The 15,587-nt window shown below is 43.9% G+C and carries 21 protein-coding genes and 1 tRNA gene; 12 read left to right on the top strand and 10 right to left on the bottom strand.

The annotated features are described in order from the left end of the window. Window positions 1-57 precede the first annotated feature (57 nt). The 6 genes from C1A02_RS02740 to C1A02_RS02755 all read right to left on the bottom strand — a co-directional run bounded on the left by C1A02_RS02740 (window position 58) and on the right by C1A02_RS02755 (window position 3,529). Window positions 58-951, bottom strand: coding sequence for a hypothetical protein (locus tag C1A02_RS02740; RefSeq protein ID WP_101696662.1), 894 nt, complete (start codon window positions 949-951; stop codon window positions 58-60). Window positions 952-953: 2 nt separating this feature from the next. Further along, window positions 954-1,136, bottom strand: coding sequence for a hypothetical protein (locus C1A02_RS02745; protein WP_101696663.1), 183 nt, complete (start codon window positions 1,134-1,136; stop codon window positions 954-956). Next, window positions 1,136-1,312, bottom strand: coding sequence for a hypothetical protein (locus tag C1A02_RS13415; protein ID WP_164997137.1), 177 nt, complete (start codon window positions 1,310-1,312; stop codon window positions 1,136-1,138). The genes C1A02_RS02745 and C1A02_RS13415 overlap by 1 nt, the downstream gene beginning before the upstream one ends. Window positions 1,313-1,483: 171 nt before the next feature. Beyond that, window positions 1,484-2,848, bottom strand: a complete 1,365-nt coding sequence (locus tag C1A02_RS02750) for a hypothetical protein (RefSeq protein WP_101696664.1) — start codon at window positions 2,846-2,848, stop codon at window positions 1,484-1,486. Between the two features lie 223 nt (window positions 2,849-3,071). Then, window positions 3,072-3,230, bottom strand: coding sequence for a hypothetical protein (locus tag C1A02_RS13420; RefSeq protein WP_164997138.1), 159 nt, complete (start codon window positions 3,228-3,230; stop codon window positions 3,072-3,074). A 56-nt stretch (window positions 3,231-3,286) separates the two neighbouring features. Further along, window positions 3,287-3,529, bottom strand: a complete 243-nt coding sequence (locus C1A02_RS02755) for a hypothetical protein (protein ID WP_101696665.1) — start codon at window positions 3,527-3,529, stop codon at window positions 3,287-3,289. Window positions 3,530-3,732: 203 nt separating this feature from the next. On the opposite strand from C1A02_RS02755, the gene C1A02_RS02760 reads away from it, so the two are divergent. The 3 genes from C1A02_RS02760 to C1A02_RS13910 all read left to right on the top strand — a co-directional run bounded on the left by C1A02_RS02760 (window position 3,733) and on the right by C1A02_RS13910 (window position 5,024). Then, window positions 3,733-3,921 carry a helix-turn-helix domain-containing protein gene (locus C1A02_RS02760; protein ID WP_279385496.1) on the top strand — a complete coding sequence of 63 codons (189 nt, stop codon included), beginning with the start codon at window positions 3,733-3,735 and terminating at the stop codon, window positions 3,919-3,921. Between the two features lie 295 nt (window positions 3,922-4,216). Next, window positions 4,217-4,660 carry a replication initiation protein gene (locus C1A02_RS02765; protein WP_101696667.1) on the top strand — a complete coding sequence of 148 codons (444 nt, stop codon included), beginning with the start codon at window positions 4,217-4,219 and terminating at the stop codon, window positions 4,658-4,660. Window positions 4,661-4,826: 166 nt separating this feature from the next. Further along, window positions 4,827-5,024 (top strand): DUF4177 domain-containing protein, encoded by a 198-nt coding sequence (locus tag C1A02_RS13910; RefSeq protein ID WP_101696668.1) that lies wholly within the window; start codon window positions 4,827-4,829, stop codon window positions 5,022-5,024. 12 nt (window positions 5,025-5,036) lie between these two features. Here C1A02_RS13910 and C1A02_RS13425 read toward each other — a convergent pair whose 3' ends face one another. Continuing rightward, the gene (locus C1A02_RS13425; protein WP_164997139.1) at window positions 5,037-5,195 is read right to left on the bottom strand and encodes a hypothetical protein; all 159 of its coding nucleotides are present in this window, start codon (window positions 5,193-5,195) and stop codon (window positions 5,037-5,039) included. A gap of 167 nt (window positions 5,196-5,362) precedes the next feature. Here C1A02_RS13425 and C1A02_RS02775 point away from each other — a divergent pair, with 167 nt between their 5' ends. Continuing rightward, window positions 5,363-5,599: a type II toxin-antitoxin system RelB/DinJ family antitoxin gene (locus C1A02_RS02775; protein ID WP_101696669.1), complete on the top strand. Its 237-nt coding sequence runs from the start codon at window positions 5,363-5,365 to the stop codon at window positions 5,597-5,599. Between the two features lie 263 nt (window positions 5,600-5,862). Here C1A02_RS02775 and C1A02_RS02780 read toward each other — a convergent pair. Then, window positions 5,863-5,939 (bottom strand) — tRNA-Val (locus C1A02_RS02780). A gap of 237 nt (window positions 5,940-6,176) precedes the next feature. Here C1A02_RS02780 and C1A02_RS02785 point away from each other — a divergent pair. The 5 genes from C1A02_RS02785 (at window position 6,177) to C1A02_RS02805 (ending at window position 11,500) form a co-directional block, all read left to right on the top strand. After that, window positions 6,177-6,980, top strand: a complete 804-nt coding sequence (locus C1A02_RS02785; protein ID WP_101696670.1) for a motility protein A — start codon at window positions 6,177-6,179, stop codon at window positions 6,978-6,980. A gap of 21 nt (window positions 6,981-7,001) precedes the next feature. Beyond that, complete coding sequence (locus C1A02_RS02790; protein ID WP_101696671.1) at window positions 7,002-7,853, top strand: OmpA/MotB family protein; 852 nt, start codon at window positions 7,002-7,004, stop codon at window positions 7,851-7,853. 253 nt (window positions 7,854-8,106) lie between these two features. After that, entirely contained in the window at window positions 8,107-10,074 is a 1,968-nt protein-coding gene (gene metG / locus C1A02_RS02795; RefSeq protein WP_101696672.1) for a methionine--tRNA ligase, read from the top strand. A 16-nt stretch (window positions 10,075-10,090) separates the two neighbouring features. After that, window positions 10,091-10,870 (top strand): TatD family hydrolase, encoded by a 780-nt coding sequence (locus C1A02_RS02800; protein ID WP_101696673.1) that lies wholly within the window; start codon window positions 10,091-10,093, stop codon window positions 10,868-10,870. A 6-nt stretch (window positions 10,871-10,876) separates the two neighbouring features. Next, window positions 10,877-11,500, top strand: a complete 624-nt coding sequence (locus tag C1A02_RS02805) for a TatD family nuclease-associated radical SAM protein (protein ID WP_101696674.1) — start codon at window positions 10,877-10,879, stop codon at window positions 11,498-11,500. A gap of 72 nt (window positions 11,501-11,572) precedes the next feature. Here the strand turns inward: C1A02_RS02805 and C1A02_RS02810 are convergent, their stop codons facing one another. Both C1A02_RS02810 and C1A02_RS02815 read right to left on the bottom strand, forming a co-directional pair. Then, window positions 11,573-12,007: an N-acetyltransferase gene (locus C1A02_RS02810; RefSeq protein ID WP_101696675.1), complete on the bottom strand. Its 435-nt coding sequence runs from the start codon at window positions 12,005-12,007 to the stop codon at window positions 11,573-11,575. Window positions 12,008-12,277: 270 nt separating this feature from the next. Next, on the bottom strand, window positions 12,278-12,997 hold the full coding sequence (locus C1A02_RS02815; protein WP_101696676.1) for a putative ABC transporter permease: 720 nt from the start codon (window positions 12,995-12,997) through the stop codon (window positions 12,278-12,280). 184 nt (window positions 12,998-13,181) lie between these two features. On the opposite strand from C1A02_RS02815, the gene C1A02_RS02820 reads away from it, so the two are divergent. Genes C1A02_RS02820 through C1A02_RS02830 form a run of 3 tightly spaced genes read left to right on the top strand, consistent with a single transcriptional unit; the run spans window position 13,182 to window position 15,583 of the window. Beyond that, entirely contained in the window at window positions 13,182-13,700 is a 519-nt protein-coding gene (locus tag C1A02_RS02820; protein WP_101696677.1) for a DUF6106 family protein, read from the top strand. Further along, window positions 13,681-14,220 (top strand): holo-ACP synthase, encoded by a 540-nt coding sequence (gene acpS, locus C1A02_RS02825; protein ID WP_101696678.1) that lies wholly within the window; start codon window positions 13,681-13,683, stop codon window positions 14,218-14,220. The genes C1A02_RS02820 and acpS overlap by 20 nt, the downstream gene beginning before the upstream one ends. Next, a complete protein-coding gene (locus tag C1A02_RS02830; protein WP_243577909.1) occupies window positions 14,102-15,583 on the top strand; it encodes an NAD(P)H-hydrate dehydratase in 1,482 nt (493 codons plus the stop codon). The genes acpS and C1A02_RS02830 overlap by 119 nt, the downstream gene beginning before the upstream one ends. Window positions 15,584-15,587: the final 4 nt, after the last annotated feature.

The raw sequence follows: 15,587 nt of genomic DNA on the forward strand, positions 1-15,587 counted from the left end.
GAACCAGACTACCGGGTGGGGGCTTCGGGGCCGCATGAAGCGGCTCCCCGGAAGCCCCTATTTTCCTTTTCGCATTCGAACTAGCTTTCGGCTGGGCTGAGTAACGGCTTCCACATTTGCGGATTGGTTGCATTGCAATGCTAAAATTTCAGCAGAGGACAGCATGTCACCATCCTTAACGGATTTTTGCAGATTTCCTACACAGGCCAACGTATCATAGGCATTGTAATCTGCATCCGTGACAAACCAAGCCCGGCGAATAAGCGGTCTAATAAGTTGCACATTTGCCGCATTTTCCATTTCCCATGCATCATAGACATTTTGCCGCTGAAAGCGCCACAGCTTATCACAATCAATCACAGCAGAGGTTACTTGCCGCAGAAGCGCATCTACATGGGAAAACCTCTGTGCGGTGTAAAACAGGCTGATATGATAATGTCGGCAGGTAAGCAAGGTATTAAGAAACAATGGATCTATATTTGTTTTAAAGTTTCTGCTGTTCATCTGTACGCTGAATTCATCCCCCAAGACAAGAGTAACAGTCAGGGTATCGTTCAAATCGTCCTGAACCGCGCTATGTTCCGCATGGTAGATAATTTGCGATAAAGATACAAACTGCTCATATGGAATACTAAGGCTGACATTAGAGAGAACCCGCACTTTTTGAGTGACCCATTTTTTACGGCGGGAGCACCAGACTTTTTTATCATTGTAACGTTTGTAGTCAGACACCGCCCGGTGAACAACTGACAGTGTCTTTCCTTTGCCGAAAAGCCCCACATAGGCCAAAAGTTCCCCTGTGCGGCAGAGGTTATACCTCTTTTCTTGATACCACGCAACGGAATCCTTGAAGCCATAGGAAATGGCCTTGACCGGATGTAGCACAGCGCAACGAAACACCGGGGAAAGAAGAACCGCAAAGCAGAAAGCCAGAAGAATAAGTAAGAGCATCCCTAAACCCTCCGAATAAATGTAAAGAAGCCGTCCAGAATGGCGGCAAAAACGCGAAATACCGCAAGAACAAGAATCAGGCCGATGAAAACAGAAATTAAATACGGAATTAATTCAGCCAAATTAGAAGGGGGAACAACATCTACCCCAACAATACCTAAGAATTCACTTACTACCTGTATCATCAACGGAAACTCCTTTCAAAGAACCAAAAAATAAAGCCAGCCAGCAACAGCAGAATTAAAAGCAATAATAAACCATCTGTCACGCTATATTCCCTAAAAGGCACTAATAAAAAATCCTGTGCAAAATCCATAGAGCCAGAGGATAAAAAATCAAAAATCATACTTGAATCTTCCATGTTATCACCCTTTCAAAATTGAAAAGAAAACCCAAAGAACAATAAAAGCAACGACCGACCAAATAAAAACCATCCACAAAGTTAAAGAAATTCCAAGTAGAACAAATTCAATATTAAGAATGTTATATACCGCTTGAAAAAGAGCAGATAATAATTCCATAAAAACACCCCTTACCGATTTAGAAAAAATCGCAGAATTCCAACAAAAACAACTGCCGCAAGACCGAAGAATAAAAGGCTTGTTATCTCAGTAGGCAGAAAAGGGAACACAGCGGTAAGGAAAGACGCAAATCCCATAAAGAGCGGTGGGAACTGTTCAAAAACAGATAGAATCCCGCTGACAATACCGCCTAAAGAATCGGTAATAATGGAAAGTAAAGAGGTTAATGCGCTTATAATTGCAGATAGGATTGACCCAAGGAAAGAAGCAATCCCTGTTATCAGCTTACCGAGTAAATCACCAACAATACCCCAACTATTTCCGCTGTCCGAACCACCTCCGGGAGTTTCCGAACTGTCGCTACCTGAATCACTTGAAATGTAATAATAAACATTGGTGATAGAATCGCCCTCATAAATTACAATGGAATCATCCTGATAAGAAACCTGAATGTTATCACCGGAATTAAAAGTTAAATCATAAGTACGAGACGAATAATCGTAAGCATAAGAAGAAATATTTTTAGTTGTGTTTGTAACAGGATTCCAAAAAACATTTGCATCAAAATCTAATAATGGATTTGATATAACCGAAAGTTCCTCATTTTCATCCTTTATAGCTAAATCCATTGGTATTGCATCAGGCCGAGAGCCTTCCGGAAAATTAAAAGAGATATAATCAGAAACGTTACGAGGTTTTAAATATAAATAAGCATGAGGGAGAACTCGAATAGAAACAGCAGACGGAGAATCATCCGATAAAAGAGTACCGGAAATAGAGGTATAAGCAATTAAAGCGGTTCCTTTATCAATTGGTGTTGCATAACTCAACTTTTGAGCAGGAACATTTCCTTGAATGCGTCCAGAATTAGAAGGAGGATAATAATCCCAATATTTTTTTACATCAAAAGAAAAAAGAAAGCCTGTAAAAGTAGAATAAACATCCGCATTAAAAGGAACAACATAGCCATTAGGAGAAAAATAAATTCTATCCATACGCAAGCTTTTTTTCGGGCCGGAATGATTGAAAGAAAGACCATAACCATCATCAAATACAGATAAATTAGAAATAACATCATAATTGCTTGGATTATTAATCAAATATTCCCCAGTAAATTTCAGCGGTAGAACTAAAGAACCATTCGAAGAATAAATTGAATAAGAATCAGAATCCAACAAAGACTGAACAAAATCACTATAAGCAGTCTCTGTGTTATGTTCCTTCCACCAAGAGGTAGAACTAGTTCCCCCAGCAACATCAGGAAACCTCCCCGCCCCGCTACCCCGAGTGCCGCCACCGCCGCCCGAGGAAGCAAAAACGGCTAAACCAGATAAGCTGATACAAAGGGCAAGCGTAAGCGCAAAAAATCTTTTCATAAAATCACATCCTTGTTTTTCGGCAGAGCATGACAAACACACCTGCACCCATAGAAAAAATAATGAAATATAGAAAAAACGACAGAGCCGGGATGCCCTGTATACCGGACAGGGTATGATTAAACAGACTCATGCAGGAAAAGAAAAATTCAAACATAATACACCCCCATAAATAAAGAAAAGGGGCAGGGCATTCGCCCCGCCCCTTGCGTTGGGCAGTTTCTTATCTGGCCGCACCTTTGGCACGTTTGAAAACACCAATACCAACACCAATCAATGATGCACTAACGAAACAAGCTAACAGCGGATTTGCAGTAATCAGTGTAAATACACTGCCTACAATGGTAGTAACGTCCCCAATCCCAGTAATCAAAGCTTCCATTGTCAAATCTCCTTCCAAAAAATAAATTTAAAGGCAATTATGCCGGGGGAATAAATTTACGCAAGGTCAAAAGCATGTACTTTGCCGTACTTGTTGTAATACAGTTCAATTTCCGAATCTATCGGAATCTGACTTGCCAATTCGGGTTTTACGCTAATTGCTTCGGCAATTTCTCCCTCTGCGCCTTTCATATCCTCACCAGCTGGATACACCACAAAGATTTTCCCGAAGGTAATCACCTCTCCGGTTTTCTTGTCAGTGAAGGAACTTATGCGCTTTCCAATTACTTTTACTGCCATTTTTTCACACCCTTTTCCTTTAATAAATACCCTTCAAACAAATAAAGAACTTTCTCTCAGAAAGGAAAGTGTTACACTCGTTTGAATGTATGATGTAATTTTACATTCAATTAAATGTAAAGTCAAGACATTTATTTAAATGTGTAATAAAATATTTTAAAAGGTGGTGACAGGCTCTGAAAGAACTAGACAGAATACGGAAGCTGAGAGAAGATACAGAAAAAGGGCAAAAAGAAATTGCCGAATACTTAGGGATAACGCAACAGCAATACAGTTTGTACGAAACAGGGAAAAGAACATTTTCAATAGACCAAATAATTCAATTAGCGAAATACTATGAAACAACAACAGACTACATCCTGGGACTTTCAGATAAAAAAAAGTGCAAATAAAAAGGCCATGCTTTCGCACAGCCTCCACTAATTTCTACAGGACTTAAAAAACAGAATATCGCTAAATAGAGTATAAATTGATACTTTTTCATCTATTCAAATACCGTGTCTGAAAAATTGGTACACGGTATTTCTAGTATTCTCAATTTTTCTTCCTTTGTATCAATCTATTCTGATTTAAATAGCCCATAAAATAACATTGGTAGTTCCCTACATAGATTTGCGAACCCTTATAGAATTATTGACAATGTTATGAAAGTCGGTTAGGATCACTCTATTGGAGGGGTGTATATTAATGGGACAGATTAAAGAAAATCACCTTGTCAAGAACGTACTCAACGAGATAAGTTTAAGCAGTATGACATTACAGGAATTACGCTTTTTTAGTATATATTTAAGCAAAATCAATCCTAATGATATAAGCACAAGGATTGTAAGGTTTTCTCTGTCTGATTTTCAAGCTATTATGGAACTTGACAGAATAAATATTGGCGATATACAAACCGTTACAGATAGTCTTTTGTCTAAAATCATAGATTTACCAAATGAAAATGGCGGCTATATAGGATTTCAGCTTTTTAGGAGTTGTAGTGTAGATAAGAATGAGAAAGAAGAATGGTATGTTGAAATAGATGCTCATGATAACGCTTTACCTTTATTGTTTGAGATTAAGGACGCTCTGCGACTGAAAAGTTCTAATAAGATGCAAATTCATGAAATTTTAAACAATATGAAATAATAGGGAGAACACAACAGCAAAACAGTTTATACGAAACAAGGAAAAGAACATTTTCAATAGACCAAATAATTCAATTAGCGAAATACTATGAAACAACAACAGACTACAGCCTGGGACTTTCAGATAAAAAAAGTGCAAATAAAAAGGCAATGCTTTCGCACAGCCTTTGAAAAATGAAAATTGGGAATATAAAGTAGAATATATTGCATTCATACATAATGAAACATGTATGGAAAAAGAAAAATATATAAATGAAATTTTGATAGAACAGGGCAACAATGGTTGGGAACTAGTTCAAATAAACAATAGCCTCTTAAGTGACAGCGGAGTAGATGGATACATGATATTTAAAAGAACAGCATAAAAGAATACAAGTCTATACATTATCGGCATCAAGGACATCTTTTATAGCTTTTAATACATCCTTGGAAGAAAAGCGTTGTTTTGTTGACTTCGCTTGGTGCTCTGCTTCTTGTAATTTGAAATATATTTCGCTCTCAAATTGCCGATTTTCAACAGGTCTAATTGTATTCATGGTAACACCCCATTGATATTTTAGCGCAATTACACTGAAATATCAATTAAACTAAAAATATATTGCGGCAGAATCACATTGGTAATTGACTAGATGGATTTACGAACTTAGGGACATGGATTTGCAAAACTTAGGGACAAATAGCAATATAATGAGGAGTGAATATCATGGCACAACAGATGGTTAGTTTCTATATGGACGAGGACTTGAAAAAGATGATGGAAAATATGTGTTATGAAATGGGAATGAGCATGGAAGATGCTTTCACCATTTTTGCGAAAAAGGTTACAAGAGAGAAGCGAATACCTTTTGAAGTATCTATCGACCCTTGGTATGGAATTGAAGCCTTTATTAATAACAAGCAAGGTGTAGCGCATGATATTATTGAGATAGAGAGCGAATAAAGAATTAGGACGCGAAAGGCCGGGCAAAAGTCTGGCCTTTCGTCTTTAGTACGGAGTAAATTTAAGTAACCCCTTTCGGGGCTACAGCTTACGCATGCTTCGCCCTTGCAGCTTCTCCCGGGCGCGTATGCTCCTACGGTAGCAGGTATTTTCATTTTGGGCGCGCCTACCGGGTATGCTGGACAGGAAGGGCGGGGTGACCCTTGATACATAAGACCCACATAACACAAAAAAGCCCTCGGAATTTCCGAGGGCTTTCAGTATGGTGGACGATATAGGACTTGAACCTATGACCCTTCGCACGTCAAGCGAATGCTCTAGCCAGCTGAGCTAATCGTCCATATATTCAGGAACGTCTTTTGAACGCTTAGCTATTATATCTTATATACTATAAAAAATCAAGTGCTTTTTACGAAAAAATTTAAAAAACACAGTTAGATTTGCGCGAAATGAGTAGAAAAAATAAATTTTTTATAATTTTTTGATTTTTTACCAAGATATTTACGAGTTCTGCCGATATAAGTTATATGAGTGTTACTGATTATTCAGCAATTGTCAAACTCAAGGAGGATACAGAGTGGATATTTCAGCAATTATCGGTGTAGTCATTGCATTTGGCTCTATTATAGCGGGCTATTTGTTAGAGCATGGTGTGTTAAGTGCATTGCTCTTACCTTCTCCGTTTATCATCGTATTTGGGGGAACCTGCGGAGCAATTATATTGTCCTTTGGTTTTGGGGAGATCGTGGGGGCTTTTAAATTTTTTCTGTCCACCGTTTTTACCAAGAATTCCCCCGATCCAGAAAAACTGATCAAAAAAATGGGAGAAATGGCAGATGCCTGCCGAAAAGAAGGGCTTTTAAAGCTGCAGACAATGCTGAATGACGGGGATTTAAACGACGACAGCTATCTTCCCCTGAAGGAAGGTATGATTCTGACTTTGGACATGAAGCCTGCAGAAGAAATTGCTGCCGCCATGGAGTCGGATTTGGAAACCTATACGATAAAAAAGAATATGGAAATCGAAGTTTTTGTAGCAGCCGGCGGTTTTTCCCCTACCTTGGGTATTATCGGAACCGTTATGGGACTGGTTCAGGTGCTTTCGCATATGACAGACGCAGCTTCGCTGATGTCTGCGATTGCGGCTGCCTTTTTGGCCACCCTTTACGGTATTTTGTTTGCAAACCTTTTGTTCTTTCCGATGGCAAACCGTATGAAAGCGGATCTGAAACGCCAGAAAGTATATCGTGAAATGATGATTGAGGGAATTTGCCTGATTGCCAGCGGTAAATCTGCGCGCGATGTAGAGAACCAGCTGTCCCTTTACTATCATGTGTTTAAAAACGGACAAAAGAAGTACAAAGAAGGAATCAACAACTAAGTATATTGGAGATAAATAGATATGGCTAGAAGAAGGAAAAAAGGCGGAGAGGCGGAAGCGCCGGAAAATCATGAAAGATGGCTTTTGACCTATTCTGACATGATTACCCTTTTGTTGGCTCTTTTTATGATTTTGTATTCCATGAGTACTATTGATGCCAAAAAGTTCGCCAAAATGGCGGAACAGGCGGGGTATCAAATGGGTACGGCCACCAGCGATGGTACAGGCGGCGGGGGCGGCGGCACGGGAACAGGCACAGGTACCGGCACCGGTGCAGGCGCTGGCACTGGAACTGCTTCTGGTGTTGGAACCGGTAATGTAGAAACCACGATGGATGCTTTGGACGAGGTTTATTCCATTTTGCAAACGTATGTGGAAAAAAACCACTTAGAAGATCAGATTGGCCTGGTGAACACCAATACCTATGTAAAGATTCACTTAAAGGATAAATTGATGTTTGTGCCGGACAGTTCCCGGATGCTTCCGGAAAGTGAACCGATTCTGAAAGAAGTGGCAGAGGCCATTTCTACTGTATATGACCGGGTGGATCAGGTTACCTTCAGCGGGCACACTGCAGACGTTGGCCCCCATACTCTTTCTGGGGATCAATTCTCGTGGCGTTTGTCTACCGAACGTGCCGTTACCGTATTGACCAAGATGATTGGCTACGGTATGCCGCAGGACAAGGTTTCCATTGAAGGATATGCTCATTTTTCACCGGTGGCCAATAATAATGTGGAAGAAGGGCGTGCCAAGAATCGACGGGTTGAAATTACCATTTTGAAAAATCCCCCGGTTTTGCCCGATGGTATTTCACAGGCGCCTTCTGAGGCGGCCGAATCGTCACAGGAATCTTCGGCAGCAGCGCATTAAGCGGATAAGGGTCAATTGGTTCATAAAACGAAAAATGGATATGCGGGCTCCTTTGGGAGTCCGCGTTTTTTTATCGGGCACCGGTTTAGACGGGAATCCGCCTGTCTGGGTTGAAATCTTCCCGTAAAATGGTATAATATGAGAAAGATACTGTTATACTGGAAAATAAAACGCTGCCTGCGGTATTGGCAGACGAGGGCTTGACGGATGGAATATCTGAATAGGGCACGAATTTATTAAAGGGATGGATCATATGGAAAAAAAGACGTTTTATATTACGACTCCGATATATTACCCTTCCGGGCAGCCGCATATCGGGCACAGTTACTGCACGGTGGCCAGTGATGCCATTGCCCGTTACAAAAGGTTGCAAGGCTATGATGTGATGTTTTTGACCGGAACCGACGAGCATGGCCAGAAAATTGAAACCAATGCTAAAAAAGAGGGTGTTACCCCCAAGGCATATGTGGACAAGATTGTGGCGGGCTTTCAGGATTTGTGGAAGCTTTTGGATATCAGCAATGACCGTTTTATCCGTACCACAGATGACTTTCATGAAAAAGCGGTTCAAAAAATCTTTCGCGCCCTTTATGACAAAGGCGAGATTTACAAAGGAAAATACGAGGGCTGGTACTGCACTCCCTGTGAGGCTTTCTGGACCGAAACTCAGCTGAAAGACGGCAAATGTCCGGACTGTGAGCGAGAGGTCAAGTGGGCGGAAGAGGAGGCTTATTTTTTCCGGCTTTCTAACTATGCAGACAAGCTTTTAAAGCTGTATGAAGAACAGCCCGGATTTATTCAGCCGGACAGCCGCAAGAATGAAATGATTCAGTTCATCAAAAGCGGCCTGAATGACCTTTGTGTGTCCCGCACCAGCTTTACTTGGGGAATTCCGGTGGACTTTGATCCGAAGCATGTAGTCTATGTTTGGCTGGATGCTTTGACCAACTATATTACGGCCATGGGATACGATTCCGGGGATGATTCCGATTACCGGAAATACTGGCCGGCAGACGTGCATTTTGTAGGCAAAGAAATCGTGCGTTTTCACACGGTGATTTGGCCGGCAATTTTGATGGCACTGGATCTGCCTTTGCCCAAACAGGTGTATGGCCACGGCTGGCTTTTGTTCGGCGACGGCAGTAAAATGAGCAAAAGCAAGGGGAACGTGGTGGATCCCGTGATTCTGTGCGATCGCTACGGTGTGGATGCCATCCGTTATTTCCTGCTTCGCGAAATTCCTTTTGGCGCTGACGGTAATTTTACCAACGAAGCGCTGATTAACCGAATCAATTCAGACCTTGCGAATGATTTGGGGAACCTGTTGTCCCGTTCCACTGCCATGGTGGGCAAATATTTCGGCGGAGTAATTCCGGCAGAGCAGGAGCATGCCGCCATTGACGATGAGCTGGAGGCGGCTGTGATTTCCCTGCGGGAAAAATGCGATAGCGCCATCGATGCCTATCAATTTTCCAATGCACTCATGGAGATTTGGAAGGTAATCGCCAGAACCAATAAATATATTGATGAAACCACTCCGTGGATTTTAGACAAAGACGAAACAAAAAAAGCACGGTTGGCAGCAGTGATGTATCATCTTTGCGAAACCCTGCGTATTGTTTCTATTTTGATTACCCCATTTTTACCCAACACTTCACCCAAAATTCAGGAACAGTTGGGACTGACCGAATCAGTACTGGGCTATGAGCATGCCGCCACTTGGGGCCTTTTGCCTGCCGACGCTGTGATTCGCAAGGGAGAAACCCTGTTCCCCCGAATCGACGTGGAGAAGGAAATTGAAGCCCTTAACGAGCTGATTCCCAACACGGTTCCCGCGGCGGAACAAGAATCGGCGAAGGAGCCGGAAAAGAAATCGGCAGAAGCATCCGAAGGAATTGCAAAAATCGGAATTGAAGATTTTATGAAGGTGGAACTGGTAGTTGCCAAGGTTCTTCACTGTGAGCCGGTCAAGCGGGCGAAGAAACTTTTAAAGTTCACTTTGGACGACGGCGCCGGTGAGCGCACGGTTGTTTCCGGCATTGCCAAATGGTATCAGCCCGAAGATCTAATTGGGCATAGTATTATTTTGGTGAAAAACTTAAAACCGGCTGTGCTGTGCGGTGTAGAAAGTCAGGGAATGATTTTATCTGCGGACTGCGGGGAAGATTCGGTTCGGGTTTTGTTTGCGGACGGAATTCCGGCAGGTTCCAGTATTCATTAAAAGGATAGGAGAAACCGTGAAACGATTGATATTTGATTCTCATGCCCATTATGACGATGAGGCGTTTGCACCGGATCGGGAAGAGCTTTTACAAAGCCTTCCCGAAAAGGGCGTCTGCACCGTGGTGAGTATGGGAGCAGATTACGAGGGATGCAAGGGGGCCTTGGATTTGGCCTCCCGATATTCCTATATTTATGCGGCGGTGGGCATTCACCCTGAGAATGTGGCGGAGCTTCCTTCGGATTATCTCAGCCAGCTGGAAGAGTGGGCCAAACAGCCCAAGGTCGTAGCCATTGGCGAAATTGGCCTGGACTATCATTATAAGGATATGGCGCCCCGCGAAGTGCAAAAGAAGGTGTTTGAAGATCAGATTCTGCTTGCCAAACGCTTGAATTTGCCGATTGTAGTACATGACAGGGATGCCCATGGGGACACCATGGAAATTCTGCGCCGGCATCGCCCCAAAGGGGTGGTGCACTGTTTTTCAGGCAGCGTGGAAATGATGCGTGAGGTTGTCAGTCTGGGAATGTATATCGGTCTGGGCGGTGTTGTCACCTTCCAGAATGCCCGGGTTGCTGTGGAAGTAGCCAAAGAGGTTCCGCTGACAAGCCTTTTGACAGAAACAGATGCGCCTTATCTGGCGCCGGTTCCTTTCCGGGGCAAGCGCTGCGATTCTTCGATGATTCGCTATGTAGCACAGCGCATTGGGGAAATTCGCGGACAAAGTGCAGATGAAATCTTATTGGCCGCACGGCACAACGCGGAAACGTTGTTTGACATAATCGCTGAGGAGTAATGAGTTTTGACAATTACCTATATTGTTGAGGAAGATCATCTATATGTAAACATGACCAACCGCTGTCCCTGTGCTTGTGACTTTTGTGTGCGGTCGCTGAATGAGCGGCAGGACGGCGAGGCAGATTTGTGGCTGGAACGGGAACCCACCCGCGAAGAAATTCTGGAGCATCTGAAAAGCAAAGATCTGAATAGCTACCGTGAGCTGGTGTTCTGCGGTTATGGGGAACCCACCTGCCGGTTTGACGATTTGATTTGGCTATGTCAGCAAATCCGTGAAATCAGCTGTGTGAATATCCGTTTAAACACCAACGGGCTTTCTGACTTAATCAACGGGCGCTCCACTGCATCAGAGCTGGATGGTTTGTTGGACAGTGTGTCTGTTAGCCTGAATGCTTCTACCCCTGAAAAATATCAGGAACTTTGCCACCCGGCTTATGGGCTGGATGCATTGCCGGCGATTTTAAAATTCACAAAAACCGTGGGGCTTTATGTTCCCAAGGTGTACATGACAGTGGTGGATAATATGCCACAGGAAGAGATTTCTGCGTGTGAAAAGCTTTGCAGAGAAACCGGCGCCATTTTTCGGGTGCGGCATTATCTGGAGCATCAATCCTATGTGGAAAAGTAAATCAAAAAACGGGGCTGTGTCACATGTGACACAGCCCCGCAGTTTTTGTTAAGAATGAAAAGGCTAAGTTTTTTAGCCTTCTTTTTTCCAAGACATAAATAATTCATCTGCACCGGTAGCAGAGTTCTTTAATTCACGCTCTGCAATAAAACCGTGCTTCTCATAAAAATGTACGGTATTTTCGCTTTGTTTATATACATTGACTTCCAAGTGGGGATACTGCTCTTTGCACCATTCAATCAGTTTGGTGCCGATTCCCTGATTCCAGTTGTCGGCGTCAACAAAGAGCTCAGCAATAAAGCTGTCCTCTAAAATGCTCACAAAACCTTTTAAACGGCCATGCTCCCCATAAACAAAGGTTTTAGCCATGGAAAGATGATCGTTTCGGACAATTTTGTATTGATTGAGCCAGTAATCCCTGGGGATAAACGGGTGTGCCTTAGTCACAGCGTTTAACCACAGCTGCATTACGGCATCTAATTCATCTTTATGAAACTCTCTCATCATAAGTAATTACTCCAATCTCTCGTTTTCTTTCTGCCGTTATTTTCTAATAATCCAAAATCGGCAATTTAACTGGGGGTTTAGTTGGTCATATTATACAATTATACACGATAAATGTTAAAATGAAAAGTGAAAATTGAAAATAATCTATAACAAAAAGCGCACAGTTCCACCAACTGAGCGCCTTTTCCCCCTTGAATCAGCTTGTATTATATTATACGCATCGCTTTTATAAAATGCAAGAAAAAATTTCTTTGTTTGACTTCCTTCCCATTATGATTTCACTTCCGTTTGATGCAAGGATTGTGCATGCTGCATATTGGGGTATACTTTCTTTAAATAGTCATCTGTATAATGCGAATCCAGCCACTGGCTGACTGGATTTGTGGCGGGAACTCCTTCTCGGCGCAGGCTTTGCCTTTTTACGGCCATGGAAGAAAGCGCAATGTTCAGTGCCAGCAGCACCAGTAAAACACGGGTCAGCGGAACTCCGGCCCGGTTTGGAAGCTGTTCGATCCAATTGGTCATGGACGGTAAAGTATGCTTGATAAAAATCAGACCCAGTACGCCCCAGAACACCGAATACATCAGGTTGGTTCTGCCGTGCAGGTTTAAAAAGGAATCACTGTATTCCCAAGAAATGGTGCCGAAAATCTTTTCCTGCAGAAGGGAGCACAGATATTCAAAAGTGCCGCCCATTACCAGACTGGCTGTAAAAATCAGCATGCTGTTTCGGTGGCGGATTCGATAAAGGGTTATGGTAAATAAAACAGCACCAAGGCCATAAACCGGGGTTAAAGGGCCATAAAGAAGCCCTTGCCGGCTTTCTAAAAAGCCCAAACGTATGTAACACCAAAGGGTTTCTACGATAAATCCGATTACACTGCCGGAAAGAAATACCCAGAAAATTTTGTAGCGGTTCAATCCGTGGGCAAACGAGTAAGGGTTGCCTTCCATGTTGGAGGAGGTTCTGCGCAGCTTTGTGTTCATCATTCGGCATATTCCTTCCTTATTTTCAGCATATTTTAGCCCATTTTATCATATGTGACTAAAATATGCAAAAAAGGATTGAACCAGATGAAAGGATTGCCCGGGCTTTTCAGAATTGTAATGATACTTCAATTATGCTATTATGAAAGATATAAAATGTTTCATTTTACGAACGGGGGAGAACAGAATGGATGTTTTTGTGGAACAGATAATCAAGCGAAAAAAGAGTGGGGCCGATTATGGAATCATCGCAGGCACAGTTGTGTTGGGGTTTTTTATCGTTGCTGCGGCGATCATTTTGCCATATTTAGCTCCCTTTTTCTTGATTTTGATTGCCGGTGTTTGCTTTGGGGTTTATTATGTGGCATCTTCCCGCAACGTGGAATTTGAATACAGCACTACTAACGGTGATTTTACCGTGGATAAGATAGTGAACCGCCGCAGCCGGAAACGGGTTTGTCAATTTGACTTGAAAAGCGTGGAAGCCATGGGAAAGTACGATGCGGCCACTTTTCAAAATAAAACCTTTGACCGTCAGCTCAAAGTGGGGACGGACGATGCAGGAATGGATGCGTGGTATCTGATTGTTCGGCTGAAAGATTCCGGCAACACATTCTTACTTTTCAGTCCCAATGAAAAAATGCTGGCAGCCATGAAACCATTTTTACCTCGTCAGGTATCTGTTAATGCTTTCCGTGGGCATTGATTTGGTGGAAATTCCCCGCATTGAAAGGGCGATGCAGCGCAATCCTCGCTTTTGTCTGCGAATTTTGGGCGATCTGGAATATACCCAGTTGCAGGAAAGAGGGTTTCCGGCCGCCAGTGTGGCAGTCAGCTTCTGTGCCAAAGAGGCGTTTTCTAAGGCATTGGGGACGGGCGTGCGGGGATTTTCCCTTGGGGAGGTACAGCTTTTGCGCGACGAACTGGGCAAGCCCTATCTTTTGCTGAAAGGCGGCGCTTTGGCGGCTGCCCGGCAGCAGGGGCTCACTTTTTGCGTCAGTGCAACTCATACCGACAAATACGCTTCTGTGACAGTGATCGGAGAGGAGCAAAAAACAAATGAAGGTGTTAGAAAGCGATGCCGTTCGGGTGCTGGAAGAACAAGCAGTGCAGGCAGGAACCGAATATCTGACCCTGATGGAAAACGCAGGGGAGGCCGCCGCGCGGCTGCTCAAGGACAAAACGCCCGGAAAAAGCGTGGCGATTTTGTGCGGAAAAGGAAATAACGGCGGCGATGGATTTGTGGTAGCCCGGCATTTGGCGGAATACGGCGCGAAAATATGTGTGATTCTGGTTCAGGGTATGCCTGCGACTGAAATTTCAAAACAGATGTTTCAGCAAATGGATCGCCGGGTTATTTCAGTGTTGGATTGGGCAAAAGAATCCGAGGCCGTGCGTACACAAATTTATTCGGCGGACTTTGTGCTGGATGCAGTGTATGGCATCGGCTTTCGGGGCCGTTTGCCGGAAGCCATGGAACCTTTATTGGATGCGGTGGAAAAGTCCGGCGCTTATGTAATGGCTTTGGATCTGCCCAGCGGCGTTTTGTGCGACACGGGGGAAGTGGAAGGGTGCTGCGTCCGTGCGGATGAAACGGTCAGCTTTACCGTAATAAAACCGGCCCATTTGATTGAGCCGGGCAGAAGCTTCTGCGGCAAAGTGTCGGTGGTACAGGTGGGAATTTCAGAAGAACTGACTGCACAAATGCCATCGGAAATTTTTTCAATGGAAGAAAACGATCTGGCCTCTTTGTTCCCAAAAAGAGATGCGAACACCAATAAGGGCAGCTATGGCACTTTGCTGTCTATTTGCGGCAGTGTGGGCATGGCTGGCGCGGCGATGCTGGCGGCAAAAGCCGCTTTGCGCAGCGGCGTTGGGCTGGTGGATATGGCACTGCCCGGGGAATTGTATCCGGTGGTGGCGGGCAGTTTGCCGGAACCGGTTTATACGCTGCTGAATCAAAACAGGCAGGGCGGCCTTTGTGAGGAAAGTGCCGGGCTGCTAACCGAAAAAATGCTGAATGCCACAGCAGTGTTAATCGGCTGTGGTTTGGGAAAAAGTTTCTTTGCCCGCTCTTTGGTGCGACGGGTTGCCGCGTGCAGTTCGGTGCCCTTGATCCTTGATGCGGATGGCATAAATATCTTGGCTGAGAATATAGATATATTGAAAACAGCCAGAGTACCCTTGGTGCTGACTCCCCATCCGGGAGAAATGGCACGCCTGATGAATACCACAGCCGCACAGGTGCAAAAGTACCGCCTTCGGTTTGCCAAAGAGTTTGCCAGAATCCATCAGGTGATTTTGGTGCTGAAAGGCTCCGGTACCATTGTGGCTGCGCCAGACGGAAGCGTCTTTCTTAATCCTACGGGAAACCCCGGCATGGCGAAGGGGGGCAGCGGTGATGTGTTGGCCGGCCTGATAGCATCCCTTGCAGCCCAGGGAATGCCGCCTTTTTTTGCGGCGGTCTGTGCAGTTTATCTGCATGGCTTGGCGGGGGATCGCTGTGCGCAGCGGTTATCTCAGCGCGGAATGCTGCCTTCTGATTTGGTGGAAGAACTGCCCTTGCTGTTTTCAGAATTTGAAAAATAAGGGT

This window comes from Clostridium minihomine (genome assembly GCF_900240385.1).
GTDB classification, from domain to species: Bacteria; Bacillota; Clostridia; order Oscillospirales; family Acutalibacteraceae; genus Faecalispora; species Faecalispora minihomine.

What these genes read in the sequence shown, in the direction of transcription:
- C1A02_RS02740 (WP_101696662.1), bottom strand. Translation starts at nt 951, where the DNA reads ATGCTCTTACTTATTCTTCTGGCTTTCTGCTTTGCGGTTCTTCTTTCC.
- C1A02_RS02745 (WP_101696663.1), bottom strand. Translation starts at nt 1,136, where the DNA reads ATGATACAGGTAGTAAGTGAATTCTTAGGTATTGTTGGGGTAGATGTT.
- C1A02_RS13415 (WP_164997137.1), bottom strand. Translation starts at nt 1,312, where the DNA reads ATGGAAGATTCAAGTATGATTTTTGATTTTTTATCCTCTGGCTCTATG.
- C1A02_RS02750 (WP_101696664.1), bottom strand. Translation starts at nt 2,848, where the DNA reads ATGAAAAGATTTTTTGCGCTTACGCTTGCCCTTTGTATCAGCTTATCT.
- C1A02_RS13420 (WP_164997138.1), bottom strand. Translation starts at nt 3,230, where the DNA reads ATGGAAGCTTTGATTACTGGGATTGGGGACGTTACTACCATTGTAGGC.
- C1A02_RS02755 (WP_101696665.1), bottom strand. Translation starts at nt 3,529, where the DNA reads ATGGCAGTAAAAGTAATTGGAAAGCGCATAAGTTCCTTCACTGACAAG.
- C1A02_RS02765 (WP_101696667.1), top strand. Translation starts at nt 4,217, where the DNA reads ATGGGACAGATTAAAGAAAATCACCTTGTCAAGAACGTACTCAACGAG.
- C1A02_RS13425 (WP_164997139.1), bottom strand. Translation starts at nt 5,195, where the DNA reads ATGAATACAATTAGACCTGTTGAAAATCGGCAATTTGAGAGCGAAATA.
- C1A02_RS02775 (WP_101696669.1), top strand. Translation starts at nt 5,363, where the DNA reads ATGGCACAACAGATGGTTAGTTTCTATATGGACGAGGACTTGAAAAAG.
- C1A02_RS02790 (WP_101696671.1), top strand. Translation starts at nt 7,002, where the DNA reads ATGGCTAGAAGAAGGAAAAAAGGCGGAGAGGCGGAAGCGCCGGAAAAT.
- metG (WP_101696672.1), top strand. Translation starts at nt 8,107, where the DNA reads ATGGAAAAAAAGACGTTTTATATTACGACTCCGATATATTACCCTTCC.
- C1A02_RS02810 (WP_101696675.1), bottom strand. Translation starts at nt 12,007, where the DNA reads ATGATGAGAGAGTTTCATAAAGATGAATTAGATGCCGTAATGCAGCTG.
- C1A02_RS02815 (WP_101696676.1), bottom strand. Translation starts at nt 12,997, where the DNA reads ATGATGAACACAAAGCTGCGCAGAACCTCCTCCAACATGGAAGGCAAC.
- C1A02_RS02820 (WP_101696677.1), top strand. Translation starts at nt 13,182, where the DNA reads ATGGATGTTTTTGTGGAACAGATAATCAAGCGAAAAAAGAGTGGGGCC.
- acpS (WP_101696678.1), top strand. Translation starts at nt 13,681, where the DNA reads ATGCTTTCCGTGGGCATTGATTTGGTGGAAATTCCCCGCATTGAAAGG.